At 59.8% G+C, this 23,134-nt stretch carries 17 protein-coding genes, 1 tRNA gene, 2 rRNA genes and 1 pseudogene (1 of these 21 running past the window's edge); 8 read left to right on the top strand and 13 right to left on the bottom strand.

The genetic code is table 11. The annotated features are described in order from the left end of the window. Positions 1 to 1,287 carry an ABC transporter substrate-binding protein gene (locus J2J98_RS00415; protein WP_207602052.1) on the bottom strand — a complete coding sequence of 429 codons (1,287 nt, stop codon included), beginning with the start codon at positions 1,285 to 1,287 and terminating at the stop codon, positions 1 to 3. Positions 1,288 to 1,549: 262 nt separating this feature from the next. Between J2J98_RS00415 and J2J98_RS00410 the strand changes: the two genes are divergently transcribed. From J2J98_RS00410 to J2J98_RS00390, 5 genes are all read left to right on the top strand, one after another. Continuing rightward, positions 1,550 to 2,227 (top strand): TetR/AcrR family transcriptional regulator, encoded by a 678-nt coding sequence (locus tag J2J98_RS00410; RefSeq protein ID WP_207603058.1) that lies wholly within the window; start codon positions 1,550 to 1,552, stop codon positions 2,225 to 2,227. Positions 2,228 to 2,357: 130 nt separating this feature from the next. Beyond that, positions 2,358 to 3,506 carry a Gfo/Idh/MocA family protein gene (locus J2J98_RS00405; RefSeq protein WP_207602051.1) on the top strand — a complete coding sequence of 383 codons (1,149 nt, stop codon included), beginning with the start codon at positions 2,358 to 2,360 and terminating at the stop codon, positions 3,504 to 3,506. Between the two features lie 3 nt (positions 3,507 to 3,509). Further along, on the top strand, positions 3,510 to 4,673 hold the full coding sequence (locus tag J2J98_RS00400) for a dihydrodipicolinate synthase family protein (protein ID WP_207602050.1): 1,164 nt from the start codon (positions 3,510 to 3,512) through the stop codon (positions 4,671 to 4,673). Between the two features lie 27 nt (positions 4,674 to 4,700). Continuing rightward, positions 4,701 to 5,531 carry a sugar phosphate isomerase/epimerase family protein gene (locus J2J98_RS00395; protein ID WP_207602049.1) on the top strand — a complete coding sequence of 277 codons (831 nt, stop codon included), beginning with the start codon at positions 4,701 to 4,703 and terminating at the stop codon, positions 5,529 to 5,531. Positions 5,532 to 5,577: 46 nt separating this feature from the next. Further along, a complete protein-coding gene (locus J2J98_RS00390; protein WP_207602048.1) occupies positions 5,578 to 6,855 on the top strand; it encodes a Gfo/Idh/MocA family protein in 1,278 nt (425 codons plus the stop codon). A 24-nt stretch (positions 6,856 to 6,879) separates the two neighbouring features. Here the strand turns inward: J2J98_RS00390 and J2J98_RS00385 are convergent, their stop codons facing one another. From J2J98_RS00385 to J2J98_RS00375, 3 genes are read right to left on the bottom strand one after another with little or no spacing between them, the layout of a single operon-like run. After that, on the bottom strand, positions 6,880 to 7,893 hold the full coding sequence (locus J2J98_RS00385; protein WP_207602047.1) for a hydroxyacid dehydrogenase: 1,014 nt from the start codon (positions 7,891 to 7,893) through the stop codon (positions 6,880 to 6,882). Further along, complete coding sequence (locus tag J2J98_RS00380; RefSeq protein ID WP_207602046.1) at positions 7,890 to 9,746, bottom strand: DUF2264 domain-containing protein; 1,857 nt, start codon at positions 9,744 to 9,746, stop codon at positions 7,890 to 7,892. Before J2J98_RS00380 ends, J2J98_RS00385 begins: the two co-directional genes overlap by 4 nt. Before the next feature lie 9 nt (positions 9,747 to 9,755). After that, positions 9,756 to 10,784: a LacI family DNA-binding transcriptional regulator gene (locus J2J98_RS00375; RefSeq protein ID WP_138394492.1), complete on the bottom strand. Its 1,029-nt coding sequence runs from the start codon at positions 10,782 to 10,784 to the stop codon at positions 9,756 to 9,758. A 142-nt stretch (positions 10,785 to 10,926) separates the two neighbouring features. On the opposite strand from J2J98_RS00375, the gene J2J98_RS00370 reads away from it, so the two are divergent. Beyond that, positions 10,927 to 12,213, top strand: coding sequence for an ABC transporter substrate-binding protein (locus J2J98_RS00370; protein WP_138394493.1), 1,287 nt, complete (start codon positions 10,927 to 10,929; stop codon positions 12,211 to 12,213). Between the two features lie 65 nt (positions 12,214 to 12,278). On the opposite strand, the gene J2J98_RS00365 is transcribed toward J2J98_RS00370, so the two are convergent. Genes J2J98_RS00365 through J2J98_RS00345 form a run of 5 tightly spaced genes read right to left on the bottom strand, consistent with a single transcriptional unit; the run spans position 12,279 to position 17,683 of the window. Then, complete coding sequence (locus J2J98_RS00365) at positions 12,279 to 13,250, bottom strand: glycoside hydrolase family 26 protein (RefSeq protein ID WP_207602045.1); 972 nt, start codon at positions 13,248 to 13,250, stop codon at positions 12,279 to 12,281. A gap of 3 nt (positions 13,251 to 13,253) precedes the next feature. Then, positions 13,254 to 13,775: a DUF995 domain-containing protein gene (locus J2J98_RS00360; protein ID WP_207602044.1), complete on the bottom strand. Its 522-nt coding sequence runs from the start codon at positions 13,773 to 13,775 to the stop codon at positions 13,254 to 13,256. Positions 13,776 to 13,810: 35 nt separating this feature from the next. Continuing rightward, the gene (locus tag J2J98_RS00355) at positions 13,811 to 15,679 is read right to left on the bottom strand and encodes a glycosyltransferase family 2 protein (protein WP_207602043.1); all 1,869 of its coding nucleotides are present in this window, start codon (positions 15,677 to 15,679) and stop codon (positions 13,811 to 13,813) included. After that, positions 15,676 to 16,659, bottom strand: a complete 984-nt coding sequence (gene galE, locus J2J98_RS00350; RefSeq protein ID WP_207602042.1) for a UDP-glucose 4-epimerase GalE — start codon at positions 16,657 to 16,659, stop codon at positions 15,676 to 15,678. Before galE ends, J2J98_RS00355 begins: the two co-directional genes overlap by 4 nt. 1 nt (position 16,660) lies before the next feature. Beyond that, the gene (locus J2J98_RS00345; protein ID WP_207602041.1) at positions 16,661 to 17,683 is read right to left on the bottom strand and encodes a UDP-glucuronic acid decarboxylase family protein; all 1,023 of its coding nucleotides are present in this window, start codon (positions 17,681 to 17,683) and stop codon (positions 16,661 to 16,663) included. Between the two features lie 384 nt (positions 17,684 to 18,067). Here J2J98_RS00345 and J2J98_RS00340 point away from each other — a divergent pair, with 384 nt between their 5' ends. Continuing rightward, a complete protein-coding gene (locus J2J98_RS00340) occupies positions 18,068 to 18,391 on the top strand; it encodes a hypothetical protein (protein ID WP_064707499.1) in 324 nt (107 codons plus the stop codon). A 71-nt stretch (positions 18,392 to 18,462) separates the two neighbouring features. Here the strand turns inward: J2J98_RS00340 and J2J98_RS00335 are convergent, their stop codons facing one another. After that, entirely contained in the window at positions 18,463 to 19,245 is a 783-nt protein-coding gene (locus tag J2J98_RS00335) for a helix-turn-helix transcriptional regulator (protein WP_207602040.1), read from the bottom strand. 699 nt (positions 19,246 to 19,944) lie between these two features. On the opposite strand from J2J98_RS00335, the pseudogene J2J98_RS30210 reads away from it, so the two are divergent. Next, a pseudogene (locus J2J98_RS30210) lies at positions 19,945 to 20,273 on the top strand (AAA domain-containing protein); the annotation flags it as partial. A 47-nt stretch (positions 20,274 to 20,320) separates the two neighbouring features. Here the strand turns inward: J2J98_RS30210 and J2J98_RS00330 are convergent. The 3 genes from J2J98_RS00330 to J2J98_RS00320 form a co-directional block, all read right to left on the bottom strand. Continuing rightward, positions 20,321 to 20,397 (bottom strand) — tRNA-Met (locus J2J98_RS00330). 215 nt (positions 20,398 to 20,612) lie between these two features. Then, positions 20,613 to 20,727: ribosomal RNA gene (gene rrf, locus J2J98_RS00325) — 5S ribosomal RNA — on the bottom strand. A 232-nt stretch (positions 20,728 to 20,959) separates the two neighbouring features. Continuing rightward, a 23S ribosomal RNA gene (locus tag J2J98_RS00320) occupies positions 20,960 to 23,134 on the bottom strand; it runs 626 nt beyond the window's last position.

The following is a 23,134-nucleotide window of genomic DNA, read 5'->3' as shown; positions in this document are numbered from 1 at the left end:
TCAGCCTCGTGCGAGAATCTGCGTGATTTCGGTGACAAGCTGCTTGCCGCCGTCGGAAGTAGACAGTTGTCCGAAGCCGACCTGTTCGGCGATATTGCGCAGCATCAGATCGGCTTCACCGGCACCGGCCGGCGGCGGCGGGGGCAGTTTACCGGCGAGGTCGCCAAGGCCGCTGACATAGGCCAGCGCGACCTTGCCGTTCTCATCGAGCTTCGTCGCGACGACCTCGCGCATGGCGGCCGATTCGGGAATGCCGCGCTCGACATCGAGAAGCAGCGCTGCTTCAGGGTTCTTGACGAAGAAATTGACGTAATCCACCGCCTTGTCCACCGCCTTCGACTGTGCCGAAACCGAGAAGAACATCGAAGGCTTGCGATAGTGGCCGCCCTTCGAATCCGGCTTGATGCGCATGTAGTTGGTGAGCGCCAACTTGTCCTTGTTCATGGCCTGATAGGCGACGAACTGGTTGGAATGGGCAAAACCGGCCGCCGACTTGCCGAGCGATACGGTGTTGGTTTCGATATCGTTCTTGTCGAGAGCCTGGATATCAGCGGGAACGCAGGCGCCAGCCTCGCGGAACTTGGCCCACATGTCGTACCATTCCGAGGCGTCCTCCACACCGAAACCGATTTTGCCGTCGGCGGTATAGAGCGCCTTGCCGCGCTGGCGCAGCCAGTTTTCGAACAAGGGTTCCGAGCCGCTGCCGTCGGCGATACCGAACATGCCCTTGCGCTTGCCTGCTTTGGTGATCTCCGCACCAATGCGGGCGAATTCTTCCCAGGTGGTTGCCTGCGTCGGCAGATCGACGCCGGCCTCCTTGAAGGCCGTGGTGTTCAACACCGTTGCAGCCGAATTCGCGCCCAGGCTGACGCCGTAGAGATGGCCGTCGACGCTGCCGCCTTCGATCTGAGCCTTGTCGAAATCGTCGAGATTGAGCTTGGCCGGCATGTAGGATTCGAGCGGTGCGAGCGCGCCGCGCCGGGCGTATTGAACGATGTAGCGATAGTCCATCTGAATGACATCGGGCGCGTTGCGGCCGGCGACCTGGGTCGCAAGACGCGGCCAGTAATCGCCCCAGCCCAGGAATTCCCCGGTGATCGAGGTGCCCGGGTTCTTCGTCTGGTAGAGCTGCGACACCTTGTTGGTACGGTCGGCGCGCGGCTGCGAGCCCCACCACAGGAGACGCAGGCGCGTTTCCTGTGCCAAGGCACTGGTTCCGAGCGCCGACAGCGACAGAAGCGCCGCCCCTCCCGCAACGAAATTACGTCTGCTTACACGTAGAGTCATGTTTTCCTCCTCCAAAGGGAAGCGCCTCCACACGCTTCCAAACTAGTTTTGCTTGCGCAAATAACTAATTGGTTACAAGCTAAGAGCAAAGCGGCAAGCCTGTCAAGCGGTGTCGGTCAGAGCATGAGGTCGAAAGCGTCAGCGGTTTTTGGCGGCATATGCTCCCGGCATTCTGTTGCAGCGAGCCGCCCTTCCAAATTCGGTTTTTACAATTTCGCACCGAAGGCTTATGAGCGCAACACGTGAAGACAGGGGTGGAGCGATGAACGACAGCGGGGGAAACAGGGAAAGGAAACAGGCGCGGCGACCGTCTGCGGAACGGACGACCCAACGCGATCCGGAGCGGACACGCGCCGCTATCCTTGAGGCGGCAACCCGGGAATTCGCCGAAAACGGCATGGGCGGCGCCCGTGTCGACGCCATCGCCGAGCGCGCCGGCACCAACAAACGCATGCTCTACCATTATTTCGGCGACAAGGAGCAGCTCTACCTCAAGGTGCTCGAAGAGGCCTATGTCGGCATCCGCACGGCCGAGCGCGCGCTGCATATCGGCGACCGCAGCCCCGAGGAAGGCATCGGCGAACTCGCACTCTTCACCTGGCGTTATTTCCTCCAGCATCCGGAATTCCTGAGCCTGCTCGGCACCGAAAACCTGCACCGCGCCCGATGGCTGCGCCAGTCCGTCCGGCTCAAGGAGCTGCATTCGCATCTGATCGGCGAGCTTTCCCAAGTCTTGGATCGGGGAAAGAAACAAGGCGTCTTCATCGAGACCGCCGATCCGCTGCACGTCTATCTGACGATCGCCTCGCTCGGCTATTTCTACCTCTCCAATCAGTACACGCTTTCGACAATCTTCGGCCGCGACCTGATCGAGCCGGCCAATCTCAGTGCCTGGGAGAGGCATATCGTCCACGTCACCCTCGCCTCGATCAGGCGCTGAATTCCGAAAGCAGGATTTGTCTATTGACAGGCTCGCTGCTCTTCTGCCATCAAGTAACCGTTTAGTTACCGGCTTGGGAGGGCCGGGCAAGGACGCCCGCTCCCGCCGCAATAAATTGCAGGGAGGAAAAATGGCACGCTTGGGGATCATCTTGCATGGCGTCACCGGCCGCATGGGTTACAATCAGCACCTGGTGCGCTCAATCCTGGCCTTCCGCGACCAGGGCGGCATCAAGCTCAAGTCGGGCGAGAAACTGGAGATCGACCCGATCATCGTCGGCCGTAACGGCGCGAAGATGGAAGAGCTGGCGAAGAAGCACAATATCAAGCGCTGGTCGACCGATCTCGACGCCGCTCTCGCCAATCCCGACGATACCATCTTCTTCGATGCCGGCACGACGCTGATGCGCGCCGAGCTTCTGTCCAGGGCGCTCGACGCCGGCAAGCACGTCTATTGCGAAAAACCGATTTCCGACGATCTGCAGGTGGCGATCGATCTCGCCCGCAAGGCACGGCGCTCCGGGCTGAAGCACGGCGTCGTGCAGGACAAGCTTTTCCTGCCCGGCCTACGCAAGCTGGCGTTGCTCAAGGATTCCGGCTTCTTCGGCAAGATCCTCTCGGTGCGCGGCGAATTCGGCTACTGGGTGTTCGAAGGCGATTGGGGCGTACCCGCCCAGCGTCCGTCCTGGAACTACCGCAAGGCCGACGGCGGCGGCATCATCCTCGATATGCTGTGCCATTGGCGCTATGTGCTCGACAATCTGTTCGGCGAGGTCAGGGCCGTGTCCTGCCTCGGCGCCACCCATATCGGCCGACGCGTCGACGAGCAGGGCAAGCCCTATAATTGCGATACCGATGATGCGGCCTATGCAACCTTCGAACTCGAAGGCGGGGCGATCGCCCAGATCAACTCCTCCTGGGCCGTCCGCGTGCGCCGCGACGACCTCGTCACCTTCCAGGTCGACGGCACGCATGGCTCGGCCGTCGCCGGCCTGACGAAATGCTGGAGCCAGCACCGCGTCAACACGCCGAAGCCGGTCTGGAACCCGGACCAGCCGCAGACGATCGACTTCTACAAGACCTGGGACGAGGTTCCGGACACCCAGGCCTTCGACAATGGCTTCAAGGCGCAGTGGGAAATGTTCATCCGCCATGTCGTCGAAGATGCGCCCTGGCCCTACGGCCTGGAAGCCGGCGCCAAGGGCGTGCAGCTTGCCGAACTCGGGCTCAAATCCTGGGCCGAGCGCCGCTGGCTCGACGTTCCCGCATTGGAGTTCTGAGCCGTGACGACGATCAATCTCCCCCTGGACGGCAAGATCGTTCCCTACTCGCTGACCGGCACGCCGATCGAACTCAAAATACGCTATGCCAAGAGCTTTCCGCGCATCGCCTTTGCCGCTGCGCATGTGGTGGCCGATCCGCTCGCCGACAACGATCCGTGGCTGATGCCGGCGATCGACTGGGAGCGGACGCTCGCCTTTCGTCACCGGCTCTGGGACCTCGGGCTCGGCGTTGCCGAAGCGATGGATACGGCGCAGCGGGGCATGGGTCTCGGCTGGCCGGAGGCGCGCGACCTCATCCGCCGGGCGCTTGCCGAGGCGGCGGGCCGCGAAGATGCATTGATCGCCTGTGGCGCCGGCACGGATCATCTATCACCCGGTCCCGACGTGACCATCGACACGATCATCAGGGCCTATGAAGAGCAGATCGAAACGGTCGAGGCGGCCGGCGGCCGCATCATCCTCATGGCAAGCCGGGCGCTTGCCGTCGTTGCTAGGAGCCCGGACGATTATGTCAGGGTCTATGACCGTATCCTTCGCCAGGTCAAGGAGCCGGTCATCATCCATTGGCTCGGTGAAATGTTCGATCCGGCGCTCCAGGGTTATTGGGGCAATGACGATCATCTGAAAGCAATGGAAACCTGCCTGCAGGTGATCGAAGCCAATGCTGCCAAGGTCGACGGCATCAAGATCTCCCTGCTGTCGAAGGAGAAGGAAGTGGCGATGCGCCGTCGGCTGCCGAAAGGCGTGCGCATGTATACCGGTGACGATTTCAACTATGCCGAACTGATCGCCGGCGACGAAGAGGGCCATTCTGACGCATTGCTCGGCATTTTCGACGCGATCGCGCCGGCAGCTTCCGCCGCGCTCGACGCGCTCGGCCGCAAGAGCAACCATGAATTTTTCGACCTGCTCGAGCCGACCGTGCCGCTGTCGCGCCACATCTTCAAGGCGCCGACCCGCTTCTACAAGACCGGTGTCGTCTTCCTCGCCTATCTCAACGGCCTGCAGGATCATTTCGTCATGATCGGTGGACAGCAGAGCACGCGCTCGCTGGCGCATTTGGCCGAACTCTTCCGGCTGGCCGACAAGGCGCGGGTGCTCGCCGATCCGGAACTTGCCGCTAGCCGCATGCGCCAGGTGCTCGCCGTCCACGGCGTCAACTGAAGCCAGGACCGGACGGGAGAGACTGACATGCAAGTCGAAGGACTTTCGATCAACCTCGCGACGATCCGCGAGCAATGCGGCTTTGCCGAGGCCGTCGACATCTGCCTGAAACACGGCATCACCTCGATCGCGCCCTGGCGTGATCAGGTCGCCAAGGCCGGCCTCGACGAGGCCGTGCGGATCGTCAAATCGAACGGCATCAAGCTGACCGGCCTTTGCCGCGGCGGTTTCTTTCCGGCGGCAAACGATGCCGACTGGCAGAAGAACCTCGATGACAACAGGCGTGCCATCGACGAGGCGGCGGCCTTTGCCGCCGATTGCCTCGTGCTCGTGGTCGGCGGCCTGCCGGGCGCTTCGAAGGATATCGCTGCTGCCCGGCAGATGGTGTGCGACGGCATTGCCGCCGTGCTGCCGCATGCACAAGCCGCGGGTGTGAAGCTCGCGATCGAACCGCTGCATCCGATGTATGCCGCCGACCGCGCCTGCGTGAACACGCTCGGCCAGGCCCTCGACATGTGCGATGAGCTCGGCACCGATGTCGGTGTGGCGATCGACGTCTACCACGTCTGGTGGGATCCCGATCTCGCCAACCAGATTGCTCGCGCCGGGCGGATGAAACGCATCTTCGCCCATCACATCTGCGACTGGCTGGCCCCGACCAAGGACATGCTGCTCGACCGCGGCATGATGGGCGATGGCGTTATCGATCTCATAGGCATAAGACGGATGATCGAGGCCGCCGGTTTCTTCGGCGCGCAGGAAGTCGAGATCTTCTCGTCTGAAAATTGGTGGAAGCGTCCGGCCGACGAGGTGATTGCCACCTGCGTCGAGCGTTTCCGGAACTGCTGCCAGATCTGATTTCAATATCCAATCGTTTCATCCCTTATGAAGGAGGAATCATCCGATGGAGAAACGCCGTTTCGCCCTGATCGGCACCGGAAACCGCGGCACCACGATGTGGGGCAAGGATCTGCTAGCCGGCTGGCGCGAACATGTCGACCTCGCAGCCATCGTCGAAAAGAATTCGCTGCGCGGCGAGCGCGCCCGCACCATGATCGGCAGCAATGCGCCGCTCTATGCAAACATCGATTCCATGCTGGCCGAGCAGAAGCCGGATCTCGCAATCGTCTGCACGCCCGATCATACGCATGACGATATCATCGTACGGGCGCTGGAATCCGGTATCGACGTCATTACCGAAAAGCCGATGACCACCTCGATCGAGAAAATTCGTCGGATTCTCGACGCCGAACAGCGCACCGGCCGCCGGGTCGACGTCTCCTTCAACTATCGCTACGCGCCGACGGCGGCGAAGATCAAGGAATTGCTGAATGCCGGGGAGATCGGCCGGGTGACCTCGGTCGACTTCCACTGGTATCTCAACACAAAACACGGCGCCGACTATTTCCGTCGCTGGCATGCCTATACGGAAAATTCCGGCAGCCTGTTCGTCCACAAGGCCACCCACCATTTCGACCTTCTCAACTGGTATCTCGACAGCGATCCGGAGGCCGTCACCTCTTTCGCCGATCTGCAGAACTACGGCCGCAAAGGTCCTTTCCGCGGACCCCGCTGCAAGCTCTGTCCGCATGCGCAGGAGTGCGACTACTATCTCGATCTCGAAGCCGATCCCTTCCTCGATCAGCTCTACGAAGATCCGTCCAAGATAGACGGTTATTTCCGTGACGGCTGCGTCTTCCGCGAGGATATCGACATCCCCGATACGATGGTCGTGTCCATCCGCTACCGCAACAATGTCCACGTCTCCTATTCGCTGAACACCTTCCAGCCGATCGAAGGCCATCATCTGGCGTTCAACGGCACCAAGGGGCGCATCGAGATCCGGCAGTATGAAGCCCAACCATGGGAAGAGCCGAAGCAGGATACGATCCTGCTCATCCGCAATTTCCCGAACGGCAGGCAAGCGGTGGAGCGCATTGTCGTGCCTCATTTCACCGGCGGCCACTACGGCGGCGACGACCGGATGCGCAACATGATCTTCAAGCCTGATATGGAAGACAGGCTTGGCCAGCGCGCCGGCACCCGGGCGGGCGCCATGTCGGTGCTCTGTGGCATTGCCGCGCTAACGAGCTCGCGCACCGGCAAGGTGGTCGATATCGCAGATCTCATGCCCGAGCTTGCCAATGACGGTTCGCCCAATTCGCTGAGGACGCCGCGCTGACACGTGTCCCTGAACGGGGATGCGTCAGGCGATCTTTTCGAGATCCTGCCGGTCGATCTGGTAGAGCAGCGGCCGGCCGGTCACAAAACGCTCGATCTCATCCGCCGCCATCGCGCCAAGACGCGCCCGTTCAAGGCCGATGGCGCCGGCGATGTGCGGCGTCAGGAAAACGTTCGGCAGATCGTAGAAGGCCGAAGCCGCCTCCGGAATTTCCGGATCTGTCACATCGATGAACGCGTCGATGCGGCCGGTCTTCAGTTCCGAAAGCAGGGCGGCCTCATCGATCAGGATGCCGCGCGCGGTGTTGATCAGCGTTGCTCCATCCTTCATCAGCGACAGTCTTCGCGCATCGATCATATGATGCGTCGAGGGCAGCGACGGAGCGTGCAGGGAAAGGATATCCGCCCGCCGCATCAACTCGTCGAGATCGACCTTTTCGGCTCCCAAACCGGCTGCCTCGGCGGCGTCGAGCATGGGATCGAACAGCAGCAGCCTATAGTCGAAGGGCTTCAAGAGTTCGATCACCCGCCGGCCGATGCGCGAGGCGCCGATGATGCCGAGGGTGCGGCCGTAGTTGCCGATCGCTTCGCGCTGCATCGGATAGGTCCGATCGCGGTTGCGGTCGGCAACGTAGAGATCGCGGAAACGGAAGGCGCGTTTGCCGGCGAAAAGGATTGCTGCAAGCGTGAATTCGGCGACAGGCACGGCATTGGCCTCCGCCGCATGGCTGACTGCGATGTTACCGGCTTCAAATATGCCTTCGTCAATAATGCCCTTCACCGTGCCAGCCGCGTGCACAATGAGGCGGAGCCGCGGCGCGGCAGCGGGAATTTCAGTCCCGACATAGGGCGCACCCCAGCCGGTGATCAGAATTTCGGCTTCAGAGAGCAGATGCCTCGCCCTCCCGTCATCGAAGCGCTGCAGCGGCTCGCGATCCAGCAGGCGGCCGATCGTGTCGAGCCGGCGCAGGATCTCATCGGGCAGGACGTGTTCCGTGCGAGACGGTTCCATGGCAAGGACGATTGCCGGGCGACTCATGGCATCTGACCCGGCGCTTCGATGGCGCTCACGGTCACCCCCTTTTCACGTACCAGAGCCTCCAGCGCCGCAATATCAGGCGCTTTCGGCGGCCGCGTCCAAGCGGAGGAAACGGCGGCGGGATCGTCGAGCGCCAGCACCGCCGTTGCCAGGATCGTCTCACCGGCCGGGATCTCACCACGCAGCTGCGGCACGATGGTCTTGGCGACGATCACATTGGTGTTGGGCTGAGCCTTTTGCGCAAGTCCGATACGTTTGACCGAAGAGCCGAGATCGAGAATGCCGGTAAAATCGGCTTGGCCGATCGCATAGGCTGCCCCCTCCGAAGCCGACAGCCTGTCCTGCTCGAAGTCGCGGCGACCGATGGCAAAGCCGCCTTCGGCAATCCGCAGCGGCCGGCCTGACCTGATCCGGTGGAGGCGGATATGCCAGGGGGCGGTTGGTACGAGCCAGGTTTCGACGTCGACATCGGGGAAGGGCGACCATTTCGAATGAAGTACCTCACCCGCAGCCCGGGCTTCCCCATTCGTTTCGCGCACGCGGTAGTGCAGGCCGTCATCGCTGAAAGCCAGCATGGAATCGAAGGCGGCAAGCGCAAAACCGCGCTCATCGGACTCGACGCTGAAGCCGTAACGCGTTGAATAAGCAAATTTCGCGTATTTCTCGGTACCGAAACGCATCTGCAGGTTTTCCTGGCCGGAGGATAGCGCCACGACGTCACCGCCTGTCCGCATGAGAACCATGCCGGGATGACGTTGGGACACGACCTCGGACACCGGTTCCGGCGCCTTTTCGCTGGCGGTCCAGAAGGGATGGTCCTGCCCGATCGCCAGCGGCAGGAAGGCCTTCAAGGCCCAATAGGGCGAGCCGGCGGAATTATAGCTCTCCGACATCAGCAGGTTCGGATAGCCGAAACCGATCGATAAAACGCCATCGCGATCAGCAATCGGTTTGTCCCTCCACCAGCGCAGATGCTGCAGGCAGAGATGCTTGACCTCGCCCCATGGCAGGGCTTCGACATCGGCAAAGGCAAGTGCCGACCAGAAGCCGGCGCAGGCAAAACGATAGGTCAGGCTGCGTCCGAAGGGAATGGTCGCCCCGTCGGCGGCAAACCAATGACGGAAGTCCCGGGCGAAAAGTGTGGCGCGCTCGCGGTAGCGCTCTGCGTAATCGTCATCGACGAGTTTCGAATATATCAAGCCATAAAAATGCATGGCGAAAGGAATGTAGTGGTCGATGCGGCGCACGTTTCCGTCGCGATACCAGCCATCGCCGATATAGAAGCCTTCGAGTTCCTGCAGATATTGCCGCGTCAGGCTGCGGTCGAAATCGGCGCCGAGGCGATCGAGCGCGATATCGACGAATATCCGAAAAAATTTCCAGTTGTTGTCGGCGTAATCGAACTGCCTGGCATGTTTGAGATAGGCGACGACATTGCCGCGGGCGCGCGCATCGAGCGGCTCCCAGATCTTTTCCGGCACCAGCGCCAGGGCAAAACCGAGGGCGGCAAGTTCGACCATGCGCTGGTCGCGGCCATTGACCGTTCCCCAATATTCGGGATGGGCGGGATCGGTGCCGTTTGCGAGACCTTCGGCAAAACGATGCCAGTGAGAAAAGTCGCCGCCGCCGGCGCCAAGCGGCGCCAATCCCCAGAGCGGCCGGGCAAAGCCCTCGAGATCGGCGGCTGCTCGGTCGAAATGGGCGGCGGCGCCACTAAGCCTCACGCGGGCATTGCCCTGCGAAAAACAAGGAAGCAGCGGATCGAAGAGAGCAAGCAGAGCGCGGCTCATATCGGCGCGGGTTTCAAGCGGATTGCCGGCGAGCGGATTGGCGCTGGCGGGATCGTAGGTCATCGGCACCTCTTACATATTCTCGGCATTGGCAACGGTCCCTCCCGGAACGGCAACGACCGCCTGGCAGATGTGCCGCGCAGCCGCTGTCCTGTTGCGGAAACGGGACAGCATCAGGGATACGGCTTCGCGCGCGAGAGCGGCGCGGTCGACGCGCATGGTGGAAAGCCGCGGATTGGTCATCAATGCGCAGGGCAGATCATCGAAGCCGATGATCGCGAAATCCTCGGGCACCCGCAGGCCGGCCTCAGTGACGGCTTCGAGGACGCCGACCGCAATGAAATCATTCATGCAGAACGCCGCGGTGAAGCCGGCATTCTCAGCCAGGACTGCCGCGGTGCGTTCATGGGCCTCGCGGCTTGCGCTGCCCTGGAGCGCCAGCGAAACGAATCGTGCCTCGGCGTCCGAGACGGCGGCGATCGCCGCCTCGAAGCCACGAATGCGCTCCCGGATCGTATGGCGGTGGGAGCCGCTCAGATGAAGAATGCGGCGATGGCCGGCCCTCGTCAGCCGGCTGGCAGCCTCGTAGGCGCCGAAGAAATTAGCCGGCGAAACACCATCGAACTGCATCCTGGGATCAGTGCCATTGACAAGCACGGTCGGCGTCGTGGTGACCTGCAGCCAGTCGCGCAAGGGTTCGTTGGGATCGATACCGACGAGAAAAAGGCCCTCGGCCCCCGCGGCCCGCATATAGTCGCGCACCGCATCCGGCGTGATCCGATCCTCGCGGACCAGCCGAATTTCGAAGGGCATACCCGCTTGGGACGCTCCAGTGCGCAAGCCGTCGACGATCGCTTCATAGAAGACGCTGAGCCCGCCCGTGACGCCGTCGCTGGCAATCAGCGCCAGCCCGCCGGCAACAGCTTCGGCGGCAGGTTTGACCGGATAACCGTGCTCGGCCGCCACCTTCAAGATCTGCCGCCGGACAGTTTCGCTGATCCCCGGTTCGTTGGCGAGTACCCGCGACACCGTCGAGACGGAGACGCCCGCCAATGTGGCTATGTCGGCCTGTCGCAGCCGTTTGACTTTTTCATCGCTCATAGGCAAATCTTATGCAAATAATGCAAATTTGCAATACAAACGTTATTTCTTGCAATAAATTCTTTTTTGCGTAACCTGTCTGGCGAAAATGCCCGCCGCCATTGAGGATGGCAGCGGACATAGTGGGACAAGGGAGGATATCATGCAGGTTAATCGCCGTTCATTTTTGATGGGTTCAGCCGGCGCAGCCGCCGGCCTTGCCTTTGGCGTGGGAAGCGCCATTCCGGCCTTTGCCGAGGGCACGCAGCTCCGAGCCATGTGGTGGGGATCCAACGACCGCGCCAAACGCACGCTCGATGTCGCCAAGCTCTATCAGTCGAAGACACCTGACGTTACGATCGTCGGCGAATCGCTTTCCGGCGAAGGCTACTGGACGAAGCTCGCGACGCAGATGGCCGGCCGGGCCATTCCGGATATTTTGCAGCTCGAGCCGGGAACAATCTCCGATTACTCCAAGCGCGGCGCCTGCCTGCCGCTCGACGAATTCGTCCCCTCGACGCTCAAGGTCGACAGCTTCGGCCCCGACATGCTGAAACTAACCACCATCGACGGCAAGCTCTATGGTGTCGGCCTCGGCCTCAACTCGTTCTCCATGTTCTTCGACACGGTCGAATTCGAAAAGGCGGGCATTCCGCTGCCGACGACCGATCTCACTTGGGATGAATATGCCAAGCTTGCCGTAGAACTCGCCAAGTCCTCGGGCAAGGGCGGCGGCCCCTATGCGGCGCGTTACAACTATGTGTTCGACGCGTGGCTGCGCCAGCGCGGCAAAAGCGTCTTTGCCAAGGAAAGCGTGGGGCTCGGCTTCACGGCCGACGATGCCAGGGAGTGGTTCGACTATTGGGAGAAACTGCGCAAGGCGGGGGGCACGGTTGCCGCCGACGTCCAGACGCTCGATCAGAACACCATCGACACCAACTGCCTCGGTCTTGGCAAATCGGTGATCGGCATGGCCTATTCCAACCAGATGATCGGCTACCAGCTGATCATCAAGAACAAACTCGGCATTACCATGCTGCCGCGCGAAAAGAAGGGCGGTCCTTCCGGACACTATTACCGCCCGGCACTGATCTGGAGTGTCGGCGCGACCACCAAGCAGGGTGAAGCGGCCGCGAAATTCATCGACTTCTTCGTCAACGATATCGAAGCCGGCAAGATTCTCGGCGTCGAGCGCGGCGTGCCAATGTCGCCGGCAGTGCGGGAGGCCATTCTGCCACAGCTGAATCCGACGGAGCAGGAGACGGTCAAATACGTCAACATGCTCAAGGATCAGGTCGGCGAATATCCGCGGCCGGTGCCGATGGGTGCAACCCAGTTCGACCAGCGCGTGCTGCGCCCGATCTGCGACGAACTCGCCTTCGAACGGATCTCGCCCGCCGATGCGGCGAACCGGCTCGTCGAAGAGGGCAAGGCAACACTCAAGGGATGATCGCTTGCCTCATATGAAAGGAGAGGCCCTCAAAACCCCGGCGGGCCTCTCCTTGCTAAGCAACATCAGTTGGCGGCCAGGCTTTCGACAACGCGCCAGTCAGGCCGGCCGAGGTCGAAGGGCCAGGCGTGCACGTCCCTGTCATTGAAATAGACAACTTCCTGAAGGTTCGGGAAAGCGCTCTGTTTCAACGTCGCGGTTTCGATCCAAGGCCTCATATAGGCGTCGCCGCCTTCGTAGCCGAGTTCAGCGACCCAGATGGGCTTTCCATAGCCGGCGACGAGATCATACCCCTGCTTCAGTGCTTCCGAGAAGGTCCGGTGCTTCTTATAGGCAAGCTCGTCGTAGCGCTGGAGACCGAAAACCGAAAGCCCGACAAGGTCGACGTAATCGTCGCCGGGATAGTAGTCCTGTAGGCCTGGCAGGCCCTTCGGAGACCACATTATCTCGGTGCCGGGAGCCTCCTCGCGGACAATGTCCATCATTCGCTTATAGGCTGTGATATAGTCTTGCGGGTTCCAGCCGGCCCACGAAAACCGCCCGGATTTGTCTTCCATCTCCTGTCCCCAGCGGACGATCACCGGGCTTTTCAGCTGCGATATCATCTGCGCGATCGCCCGCATGTTGACATCATAGTCGCCGCGCAGAACCTTTGCGCGAAGCTGGCCCGAGGGCAGCCGCCAATCGACGTCCCAGGACCAAGGCTCCACCGTTATCAGCAGGTTGCGGCCCCTGGCCTGCGCATAGGCATCGGCAACACGCAGCGTCTCCAGATCGACGTCTTCCCACGGCAGGAACAAGGCTTCGGTCGAGACATTGGCCTGGGTGCCGAAATCCCCATGCGGGTCGTAAGCGCCGAATTTGACGCCGTCGGCATGAACGACCGGCCGTTTGTCGATGATCGTCCGAGCACTCGCCGCCGGGTTCGGCGCAATGCCCGCAAACTGCACCTCGCTTCGGCCCGGCAGGTCGGCGACGCACAAAAGCAGCAGCGCCAGCGCGGCAGTCGGAAGGTGGTTTTTCATCAGCTTCTTCATGCCTCACCCTCCTCTTCGGGCTGGCTCCTGGTTCAGCAGGACCTGCTTCAGTTCATAGGCCTTGGCGCTGACGGTATCCGTGGAGACGAGTTTGCGGAATTCGTCATCCTGGTGCACTGATGAATGGCGGAAGACGTACCAGTTGCCGCTCGGCTGGCGGCGCTGGTAGATCGTGTTGCCGATCTTGCGGTGCCCGAAACAGGTGCTGGCGCGCGCCGCCCCTTCGGCATTCGTCCAGGTTGCGCGCATGCAGAGCTGGCCGAGATCGTCGACCACCCATTTGCCTTCGGCGAAGGACTGTTTGCCCTTGTCAGTAACCCAGGCGACGAATCGCCGGCCATCCTCGAAGAAGCGCCCGCCGCCTGTGTCCCAGGTCCAGGTCCTGTCAGCGTAAATCCGATAGAGCTCATAGGCGCTGAGCGGCGTAGGCGCCTTCTTCTTGGCCGCCTCGGCAGCCTGCGCTGCCAGCGGCAAAAACAGGCTGAGAGCAAGGGCTGCTCCAACTGATCTCGACCCGATACGCATTACATCCTCCTCCTTGAGCTGGCCGTTCAGCCGGCTCACACACCTTGTTCGTCCCGTCCCGCGCTTCCGAACCCATTCCATCTTAGGCGGAACTTCACGGTCCGTGTTTTGCCGCCACCGAGGCCGGCACCGGCCACGGCAAATTGCGATTGGCTGAAACTGATGAACGTCTGGCCATGGGAAAGGGCCTCGAGACTGCGCAGCCCATGGCTGCCGGCCTGCATGCCGCCGGTGATGCAGATTGCAAGCCCCGTCGCCGTCGCAAGCCACAGCCCGCCTGACTGCGGCAGCAACGGCAGGCCGTTTTCGATCGCATGACGAACGATGATCAGCACTGTCAGCGCCAGATAGATCGCGAGGTTAAACGTCGCGAAAATATAAAAGCCCTGGGCTGCATCAGCATCGTCGGCGAACACCATGGCAACGGCGCAAAGGGCGGCGAGCCCGATATAGGGGGCGACGACGCGCAGTGGCAAAGACTGCTGCTCCTGCCGGCCCTTCGGTGTGATGCGGAAATCGACGAAGGAGCCGGCGATATAGTCGCGAATGGCTGCCAGGCTGCCGGCGAGCGACCAGGGCCAGCGCAGGAAGATGAAGGCAAGGCCCTCCCAGCCGAACAGTTTTGCATCGTGCGGCCTGAAGGTCGCCGTCGCCCGCCAGAAGAAGGCAAACAGCATCAGCACGATGGAGATCGGCGTGAAATGCAGCAGGAAATCCGGATAGGTTACGTTGACGAAGATTTGGCCCGTCAGCAAAGCAGCAACCGGCAGCAGAAACATCACCGCCATGAAGGCGGAGAACAGCGGGTACCACAGCTGCGAAAAGACGAACTGGAATTTTAGCCGCCGCCAGGGCAGATAGGGGACGTAGCGGCGGGAATATTGCAGCAGGATGGTGACGAGGCTGCGCGACCACTGGAATTCCTGCACGGCCAGATCGACGAAATTCGCCGGGCCGTCGCCATGAGCGATGGCATCAACGGCATGGACGCCGCGCCAGCCGCCGGCATTCATCATCAGCGTCGTCGAATGATCTTCCGCAAGTTCAGGGCCGAGGCCACCGATCTGGCGAAGGGCCGATGTGCGGACCGCATAATGGGAGCCGATGCAGAGCGGGGCCCAGCCATTGTTGTAACCGGTCTGCAGCGAGCCATGGAGACTTGCCTCCGCATAGAGCCTGCCGCGCGCGGCCCAGCTCGCCGCAGCATTCGCATCACAGATGCTGGGAGCGGAAACATAGCCGACACCAGGATCGGCGAAGGGGCGCAGGACTTCACGGAGATATGTCGGTGTCGGCACATGATCGGCATCGAATTGGGCGACGAAATCATAGCGCGCATAGCCGAAATGGTCGTAGAAATAGGCAAGGTTGCCTTCCTTGCACCGCGTCCGGCGCGGCCAGGTCTTTCGATGATACTCTGCCACGCCTTTTCGGGTGGAGATCAGCACGCCGTGCTCGGCGCACCAGCGCATGGTTTCCTCCGAAGGATCTTCGTCGGCCAGCCAGACATCAAATTCGACGCCGGTCTGATCGAGCATCGCCTGGAGCGTAGCGCGGACGACGGCAAAGGGTTCGGACGGCGCCTTGGTGACGACCATCGCCACGCGTCCTTCCGGCAGCCGTGTATGCGAACTGATCGTTCTCGCATCGAGGAAGATCAGGATGAAATAGGCTGGAACGAGGGTGATCCAGGCAAGCACGATTGTGATGAGCACGAAAGCCGCCCAGGAAATGATATGAGCGGACTGGCACCACCAGATCCAGAAATAGCCGAGTGCCGCCAGCCAGCAGAAGATGCCGAAACCATAGGCGACACGATTCCATCCGGTGAATACTGGGTTGAATGGGTTGGCAGCAGCTTTCGCCGTTCTGACCCGGTAACCGAATTCCGAAAGCAGGCTCACGCTGGCACCTCCAGCCCGAAGGTGGGACCGGCAGTGCGGATGATCGTGTCGATATCCGAGAGTGTGGGCGTGAAGCCGAGTTCCGCCTCCGCCCTCGCCGTGTTGGCAAAAAGGATCGGCGGGTCGCCGGCACGGCGGGACCGATACCGAACGGGCACGTCACGGCCGGTCGTGCGGCGGATGGCGTCGAGAATCTCGCGCACAGAGGTGCCCCGGCCGGAGCCGAGATTGACGCTGAGCGACGCCCCGTCTGTCATCAGGTGATTGACGGCGGCCAAATGCGCCTGCGCGAGATCGCTGACATGAATATAGTCGCGAACGCAGGTTCCGTCCTCGGTCGAATAGTCGGTGCCGAATATGTCGAGCCGCTCCAGCCTGCCGGCGGCGGCGAGAAGGGCGCGGGGGATGAGATGTGTCTCCGGCTCGTGACGCTCGGCGAGCTCGCCATCCGGATCGGCGCCGGCCGCGTTGAAATAACGCAGGGCGGCGAAGCGGATGCCATAGGCGGCAGCAAAATCCTCAAGAGCCATCTCGAAGATCAGCTTCGTACGACCATAGGGGTTGACCGGCTGCTGCGGGCTTTCCTCCCGTATCGGCAAGGAGGCGGGAACGCCATAGGTGGCGCAACTGCTTGAAAAGACGATCCGGTCGATGTCTTGGTCGAGACAGGCTTCGAGCAGCGTGAGGCTACCGACGACATTGTTGCGATAATATTTCCTCGGCATGTCGACGGATTCGCCGACATAGGCGTTGGCGCCGCAATGGATGACGCAATCGGGCGAAAATTCGGCCATCGTCCGGCGCAGTGCCGCTGCATCGCCGAGTTCCCCGCGGACGAGCGGGCCCCAGCGGACGCTGTCGGCATGTCCGGTCGACAGGTTGTCGTAGGTAACCGGGATCATCCCGGCGCGCGACAGCGCCTTGCAGATATGACTGCCTATGAAACCGGCGCCGCCGGTGACGAGAATGCAGCGGGGCATCTCATACGGCCTCCGCCCGCGCTGTGCCGGCAAGCAAGCCGTCGAAATATTCGACGGTGCGAGCCAGGCCGGCTTCGAGCTCGATACGAGGCTGCCATCCCAGCTCGGTCATCGCCCGGGAAATGTCCGGCCGCCGCTGGCGGGGATCGTCGACGACAGCAGGCAGGTGAACTATGCGGGAGCGCGAATTCGTGAGATCCCTGATGATTTCCGCCAGGCGCCGAACGGTGAACTCACCGGGGTTCCCGAGATTGATCGGGCCGTGGCATGCGTTGCCGGCTGCCGAGAAACGCAGGAAACCTTCGACGAGATCATCGACATAGCAGAAAGAACGGGTTTGCTGACCATCGCCGTAGATCGTCAGGTCGGCATTGCGCAAGGCCTGCACGATGAAGTTAGAGACCACCCGGCCGTCGTCCAGACGCATGCGCGGCCCGTAGGTGTTGAAGATGCGGCCGACCTTGATGTCGATGCCGTAGGTCCTGTGGTAGTCGAAAAGCAGCGTCTCGGCGCTGCGTTTTCCCTCGTCGTAACACGCTCGCGGCCCGATCGGATTGACATTGCCGCAATAGGATTCGCGCTGCGGGCTCTGTGTTGGGTCGCCATAGACCTCCGATGTCGACGACTGAACGACGATCGCGCCAGTTTTGCGCGCGCAATCCAGCGTGTTGACGGCGCCGAGGACGTTGGTGAGCAAGGTGCCGACCGGATCCCGCTGATAGTCGGGCGGAGAGGCGGGAGAGGCGAAGTTGAAAATGAGCGAGGCTTCGATATCGAAGGGCTGACGGACATCGTGCTCGATGATCCGGAAGCGGGCGTTCGACGCGAGATGCTGGACATTCGCACGGCGGCCGGTCGAAAAATTGTCGAGACATATGACGCTGTGGCCGCGCAGCAGAAGCCGTTCACACAAATGCGAGCCAAGAAACCCGGCTCCGCCATTGACAAGAACGGTGCCCAAATCCCTGAGCACCGGTATGCCCTTTGCTTCAGAATAACCTCCGCTGGGAACGAAACTACGCATTACAAACTCCCTCCCCATTCTCTAGTCTTTTGATTTAGTTACGCGCTTCACTGCCTTTGTTACCTGATTGATACTCACCACACCAAGTACCAATAGACAAACAATCAGAGGTTATTCTTCATGCAAGCGAATTACTATTGGAATGATAAGACGAATGTTACCGCGGTCAACTTTAAAAACGTGAGATATCCGAAATAACTACGCATTTGTTCTTCGACTTAACAGATGATTAATCATTTTAACGCTTTTTCTCACGCCGGACGTGTATCGAGACATTCCGCAAGCTTTGCTCAATAAAGATGGGATAGACACAGGGAGGGTTGGCCGCGCGAACTGCACGATCGGTCTTGCATCCGGAAGCGCCATATGCGAGGGGTTTTGGCCATGTTCAGAAAACAAGCTGCAACGCAGCCGAACCGCTGGCGTCTAACTCACTTTGGAATGTTTGCTTGCCAAGCGACGCTGCTTGCGATCGGAGCAGCGGCCTGCGCCGTTGTTGACGACGACGTAGCTGCCGTCGCGAAGAAGAACGTCGTGGTCGCCGAGACGCCACGGGTCTCGAAGGCTTACGCCTACCCGGAAAATCGGGCCGCCCGGCCGGCCACGGCACGAGCCAGCGTGGTCGCCTATCACGGGTCTGCGCCTTACATCTGTTCTCCAAGCGGTTTCGGGCAGAAGTCGCGCTGCTTTGCGCGTCCCTCGATCTGAAGCAAGAGTGTCACTGCATCGTTGCCAAATCGAGAATCGATTTGCAGCGCGCCTGAAAAGAGCCGTGGGACTCAGTTGCGCCACCGGCTGGACATGTCGTCATCGCCGACCGGGTGATCGTTGAAGAAGCGGGACGCAGCTTCCGTTCGGTTTCGGACGTTCATCTTCTTATAGATGTTGCGGACGTGGACCTTCACCGTGTTTTCTGAGAGATGCAGCTTGTCGGCAATAATCTTGTTCTGCGTCCCCTTGCAGATGAGGTCCAGGATCTGAACCTCGCGGGTCGTCAGAGCCGAGATGCTGTCGCGTCTCAGCTTGAGCGCACTGTTGCGTGCGACGTCAACCGATTTCGTCTGATAGAGTGAGGGCTCCAGCTCGGCCCCCTTGTTGTTGAGGCGGTTGAGAAGCGCCGAGGGAAAATGCTCCCCGCCCTTCATCAGCAGATCCACCGCGGCCATGAAGACGTCGAGTCGGAGGTTGAGCGGCAAGACACCGTCGATGATCCTTGCCTCCACCAAACGGCTGACATAGGGTTCCATCATGTCGATGGCCTCGACGACAAGTCCGATCGAGGTTTCCGGGTGATTTTCCCTCACTGCCTGTAGCGCGTCTTGCAGCTCAGGCGCAGGTATATGGTAGAATAAAACAAGCTTTAGATCGCTGGTATCTTTTTCCAGCATCGGATGTGCATTCGTTATGCTTAGCACATCGCAGTGTGGGAATTTCTTTGCCAGCGCCTCCACCATGCATTCTGAAAAAAGATCGGCCTTGGCAACTACAAGGATAGTATCTCCGGATGGGCTAGACTTTCTTGCCTGGTCCGCATTCTCCATTCCTGAGCCTGTCATGAACATATACGCCTCCCCTAGCGGTACACTTTACTCAAACGTGAAGCGATGGCAGGTATAAGTTAGTATGAAATGCCAGTCCTCTTATGTCATCGCCTTATTCTTTAGACATTTCTTAATTATGTTAATACGGATTGAGAAGGAAGGAAATGGCCCAAAGTGATTAGTTTTCGCGAGTGAAAAACGATACAATACCACGTTTCAGTTGTATTTTGTTCAACTTGATACTTGGAGGTTATATTTGCTCTCAATATAGAGAATCGTGCGAATGTAATATTTCAGTACAAATTGTAATGTTTTTATCATGTGCCCCCGGCGGTTATGAGACAGGGGAAACGCCCCCAAATTTTTGCTCAGGCCTTGGCGGCGGCTGGCGGAAACTCGCATTACCGGTTGCTCACGCACGCCTGGATCGCTGGGACGGCAGGGACCGGAAGATCACCGCCATCCCAACGCCGAATATTTTTCAGCCTTAATTGGTATTTGTCGGATCCACATTTTTTTGGCAGTCATAGGTCGTCGTCAAAGTGGTCACATGTAACTCAACCAAAATACGGGCTGAGTTCTCCTTGTCGTTTGCAGGATTTGGAGCGGGATTGTGCGGCCCAGTACTGGGTGCGTACGTTCACAATGCCGATCTGGCCAAAAAACGCAGCGAAACTGCAGATGATTAGTATCAACAGATATGCGCACTGATCTTCAGCGAAATTGCAGAAGTGGCTTCAGGAACGGGAGGCACGGTCGATACCTTCCAGGGCAAGGAAGAATATATCGTATTCATGGTCTCGGCGCGGATGCCGAACATCGCGGAGCGGCCGGCCGGGCCGCATCTAGACCAAACCTGTTGAACGTGGCCGCTGACGCGCGCCAAGCGCCGCTTCTGCATCGTCGGCGACCGCACGCTCTGGCAGACGCTTGTTATGTCAGGTCAGGGAGGCGGCAGATGCCTTGCAGACGATCCGGAGTTCCTAGCCCGCAACGGGATTAACGTGAGGGATCGGATTCCGGCGCCGCTCGCTGAACGGATGTCTTGATGTTTCCCCGGAAACGCAAAAAGCCCGCTCGAGGCGGGCATTTTGTTTGGTTGCGGGGGCAGGATTTGAACCTGCGGCCTTCAGGTTATGAGCCTGACGAGCTACCGGGCTGCTCCACCCCGCGATATACCATTCCGGACTTTGGGCCCGGGAGCGATGTCAGGCGTAGCCTGACGATGTGAGGCCGTTAAGAGATCGATCCGGTGGATCGATCTTAGGCCGAACGGGCTGCTCCACCCCGCGAGAAGTATTATAACACGAAAGGCCGCTTTGTGAGCGGCCCTTTGCGACGGCGTTGGCCGTTTGAATGTGATGAGAAGATTTAGTTGCGATTTGCAGACCTGGCAGCGACCTACTCTCCCGCGTCTTGAGACGAAGTACCATGGGCGCAGGGGCGTTTCACGGCCGTGTTCGGAAAGGGAACGGGTGCAGCCACCCCGCCATAACCACCAGGTCGGCAAAGCGCAACTTTTGATGAGAAGCTGGCAGGCGTTAGCCTGTTTCTTTTGAACACGTCTTTAATCTTTCCGGCTGCGGGTGCTTGTGGCACCCATACAGGCCAGAGGCCGTCGCCAATCGTTTGGCGTGGCCATCCGCAGCGCCAATGGCGCGTCAGGACAAAGGTCAGGCACATCGAACCGGACGACCGCTTTGCGGTCGCCGGGAGATGAGCATGGTCAATGAGAACGATCAAGCCGATCGAGCTATTAGTACCGGTAAGCTTCATGCGTTGCCGCACTTCCACACCCGGCCTATCAACGTGGTCGTCTTCCACGGCTCTGATAGGGAACACTCGTTTTCAGGTGGGTTTCCCGCTTAGATGCCTTCAGCGGTTATCCCGTCCATATATAGCTACCCTGCTATGCCCTTGGCAGGACAACAGGTCCACCAGAGATATGTCCATCCCGGTCCTCTCGTACTAGGGACAGATCCTGTCAATATTCCTACACCCACGGCAGATAGGGACCGAACTGTCTCACGACGTTCTGAACCCAGCTCACGTACCGCTTTAATTGGCGAACAGCCAAACCCTTGGGACCTGCTCCAGCCCCAGGATGCGATGAGCCGACATCGAGGTGCCAAACAACCCCGTCGATATGGACTCTTGGGGGTCATCAGCCTGTTATCCCCGGCGTACCTTTTATCCGTTGAGCGATGGCCCTTCCACGCGGGACCACCGGATCACTATGACCGACTTTCGTCTCTGCTCGACTTGTCAGTCTCGCAGTCAGGCGGGCTTATGCCATTGCACTCGACGACCGATTTCCGACCGGTCTGAGCCCACCATCGCGCGCCTCCGTTACTCTTTCGGAGGCGACCGCCCCAGTCAAACTACCCACCATACACTGTCCCGGACCCGGATGACGGGCCGCGGTTAGACATCCATGACGATAAGGGTGGTATTTCAAGGATGGCTCCACGGAAACTGGCGTCCCCGCTTCAAAGCCTACCACCTATCCTACACATGCCGACACGAATGCCAGTGTAAAGCTATAGTAAAGGTGCACGGGGTCTTTCCGTCTGACCGCAGGAACCCCGCATCTTCACGGGGAATTCAATTTCACTGAGTCTATGTTGGAGACAGCGGGGAAGTCGTTACGCCATTCGTGCAGGTCGGAACTTACCCGACAAGGAATTTCGCTACCTTAGGACCGTTATAGTTACGGCCGCCGTTTACTGGGGCTTCGATTCAAAGCTTGCACCTCTCCTCTTAACCTTCCAGCACCGGGCAGGCGTCAGACCCTATACGTCGTCTTGCGACTTCGCAGAGCCCTGTGTTTTTGATAAACAGTCGCTACCCCCTGGTCTGTGCCACCCCAAAATACTTGCGTAAATTGGGGTCACGCTTCTTCCGAAGTTACGCGTGCAATTTGCCGAGTTCCTTCAACATAGTTCTCTCAAGCGCCTTGGTATACTCTACCTGACCACCTGTGTCGGTTTCGGGTACGGTCTATACGGTGGAGCTATTTCCTGGAACCGCGTCCCGGCCCAGACAATCCAATAAGTCTGAACCAGTTGAGCAATCCGTCACTTCCACCAGGCCCACGAATATTAACGTGGTTCCCATCGACTACGCGTGTCCGCCTCGTCTTAGGGGCCGGCTAACCCTGCTCAGATTAACTTTAAGCAGGAACCCTTGGTCTTTCGGCGAGAGGGTCTCTCACCCTCTTTATCGTTACTCATGTCAACATTCGCACTTCCGATACCTCCAGGAGCCCTCACGGGTCTCCCTTCATCAGCTTACGGAACGCTCCGCTACCACGTGTATTGCTACACATCCTCAGCTTCGGTGCATGGCTTCAGCCCCGTTACATTTTCGGCGCAAAGACCCTTATTTAGACCAGTGAGCTGTTACGCTTTCTTTAAATGATGGCTGCTTCTAAGCCAACATCCTGGTTGTTTTGGGATCCTCACATCCTTTCCCACTTAGCCATGACTTGGGGACCTTAGCTGGAGGTTAGGGTTGTTGCCCTTTTCACGACGGACGTTAGCACCCGCCGTGTGTCTGCCGAGTAGTACTCCCCGGTATTCGGAGTTTGGTTAGGATCAGTAAGACGGTGAGTCCCCATAGCCCATCCAGTGCTCTACCCCCGGGGGTATTCGCTCGACGCTCTACCTAAATAGATTTCGCGGAGAACCAGCTATTTCCGAGTTTGATTGGCCTTTCACCCCTAGCCACAAGTCATCCCAATCTATTGCAACAGATGCGGGTTCGGTCCTCCAGTTGGTGTTACCCAACCTTCAACCTGCTCATGGCTAGATCACTCGGTTTCGGGTCTAATGCAACAAACTATATCGCCCTGTTCAGACTCGCTTTCGCTGCGCCTACACCTACCGGCTTAAGCTTGCTTGTTACACTA

Origin of the sequence: Rhizobium bangladeshense (assembly GCF_017357245.1) — a bacterium.
Classification (GTDB): Bacteria; Pseudomonadota; Alphaproteobacteria; order Rhizobiales; family Rhizobiaceae; genus Rhizobium; species Rhizobium bangladeshense.
Note: the sequence above shows the minus strand (reverse complement) of the source record. Positions and strands in the feature narration are given on the sequence as shown.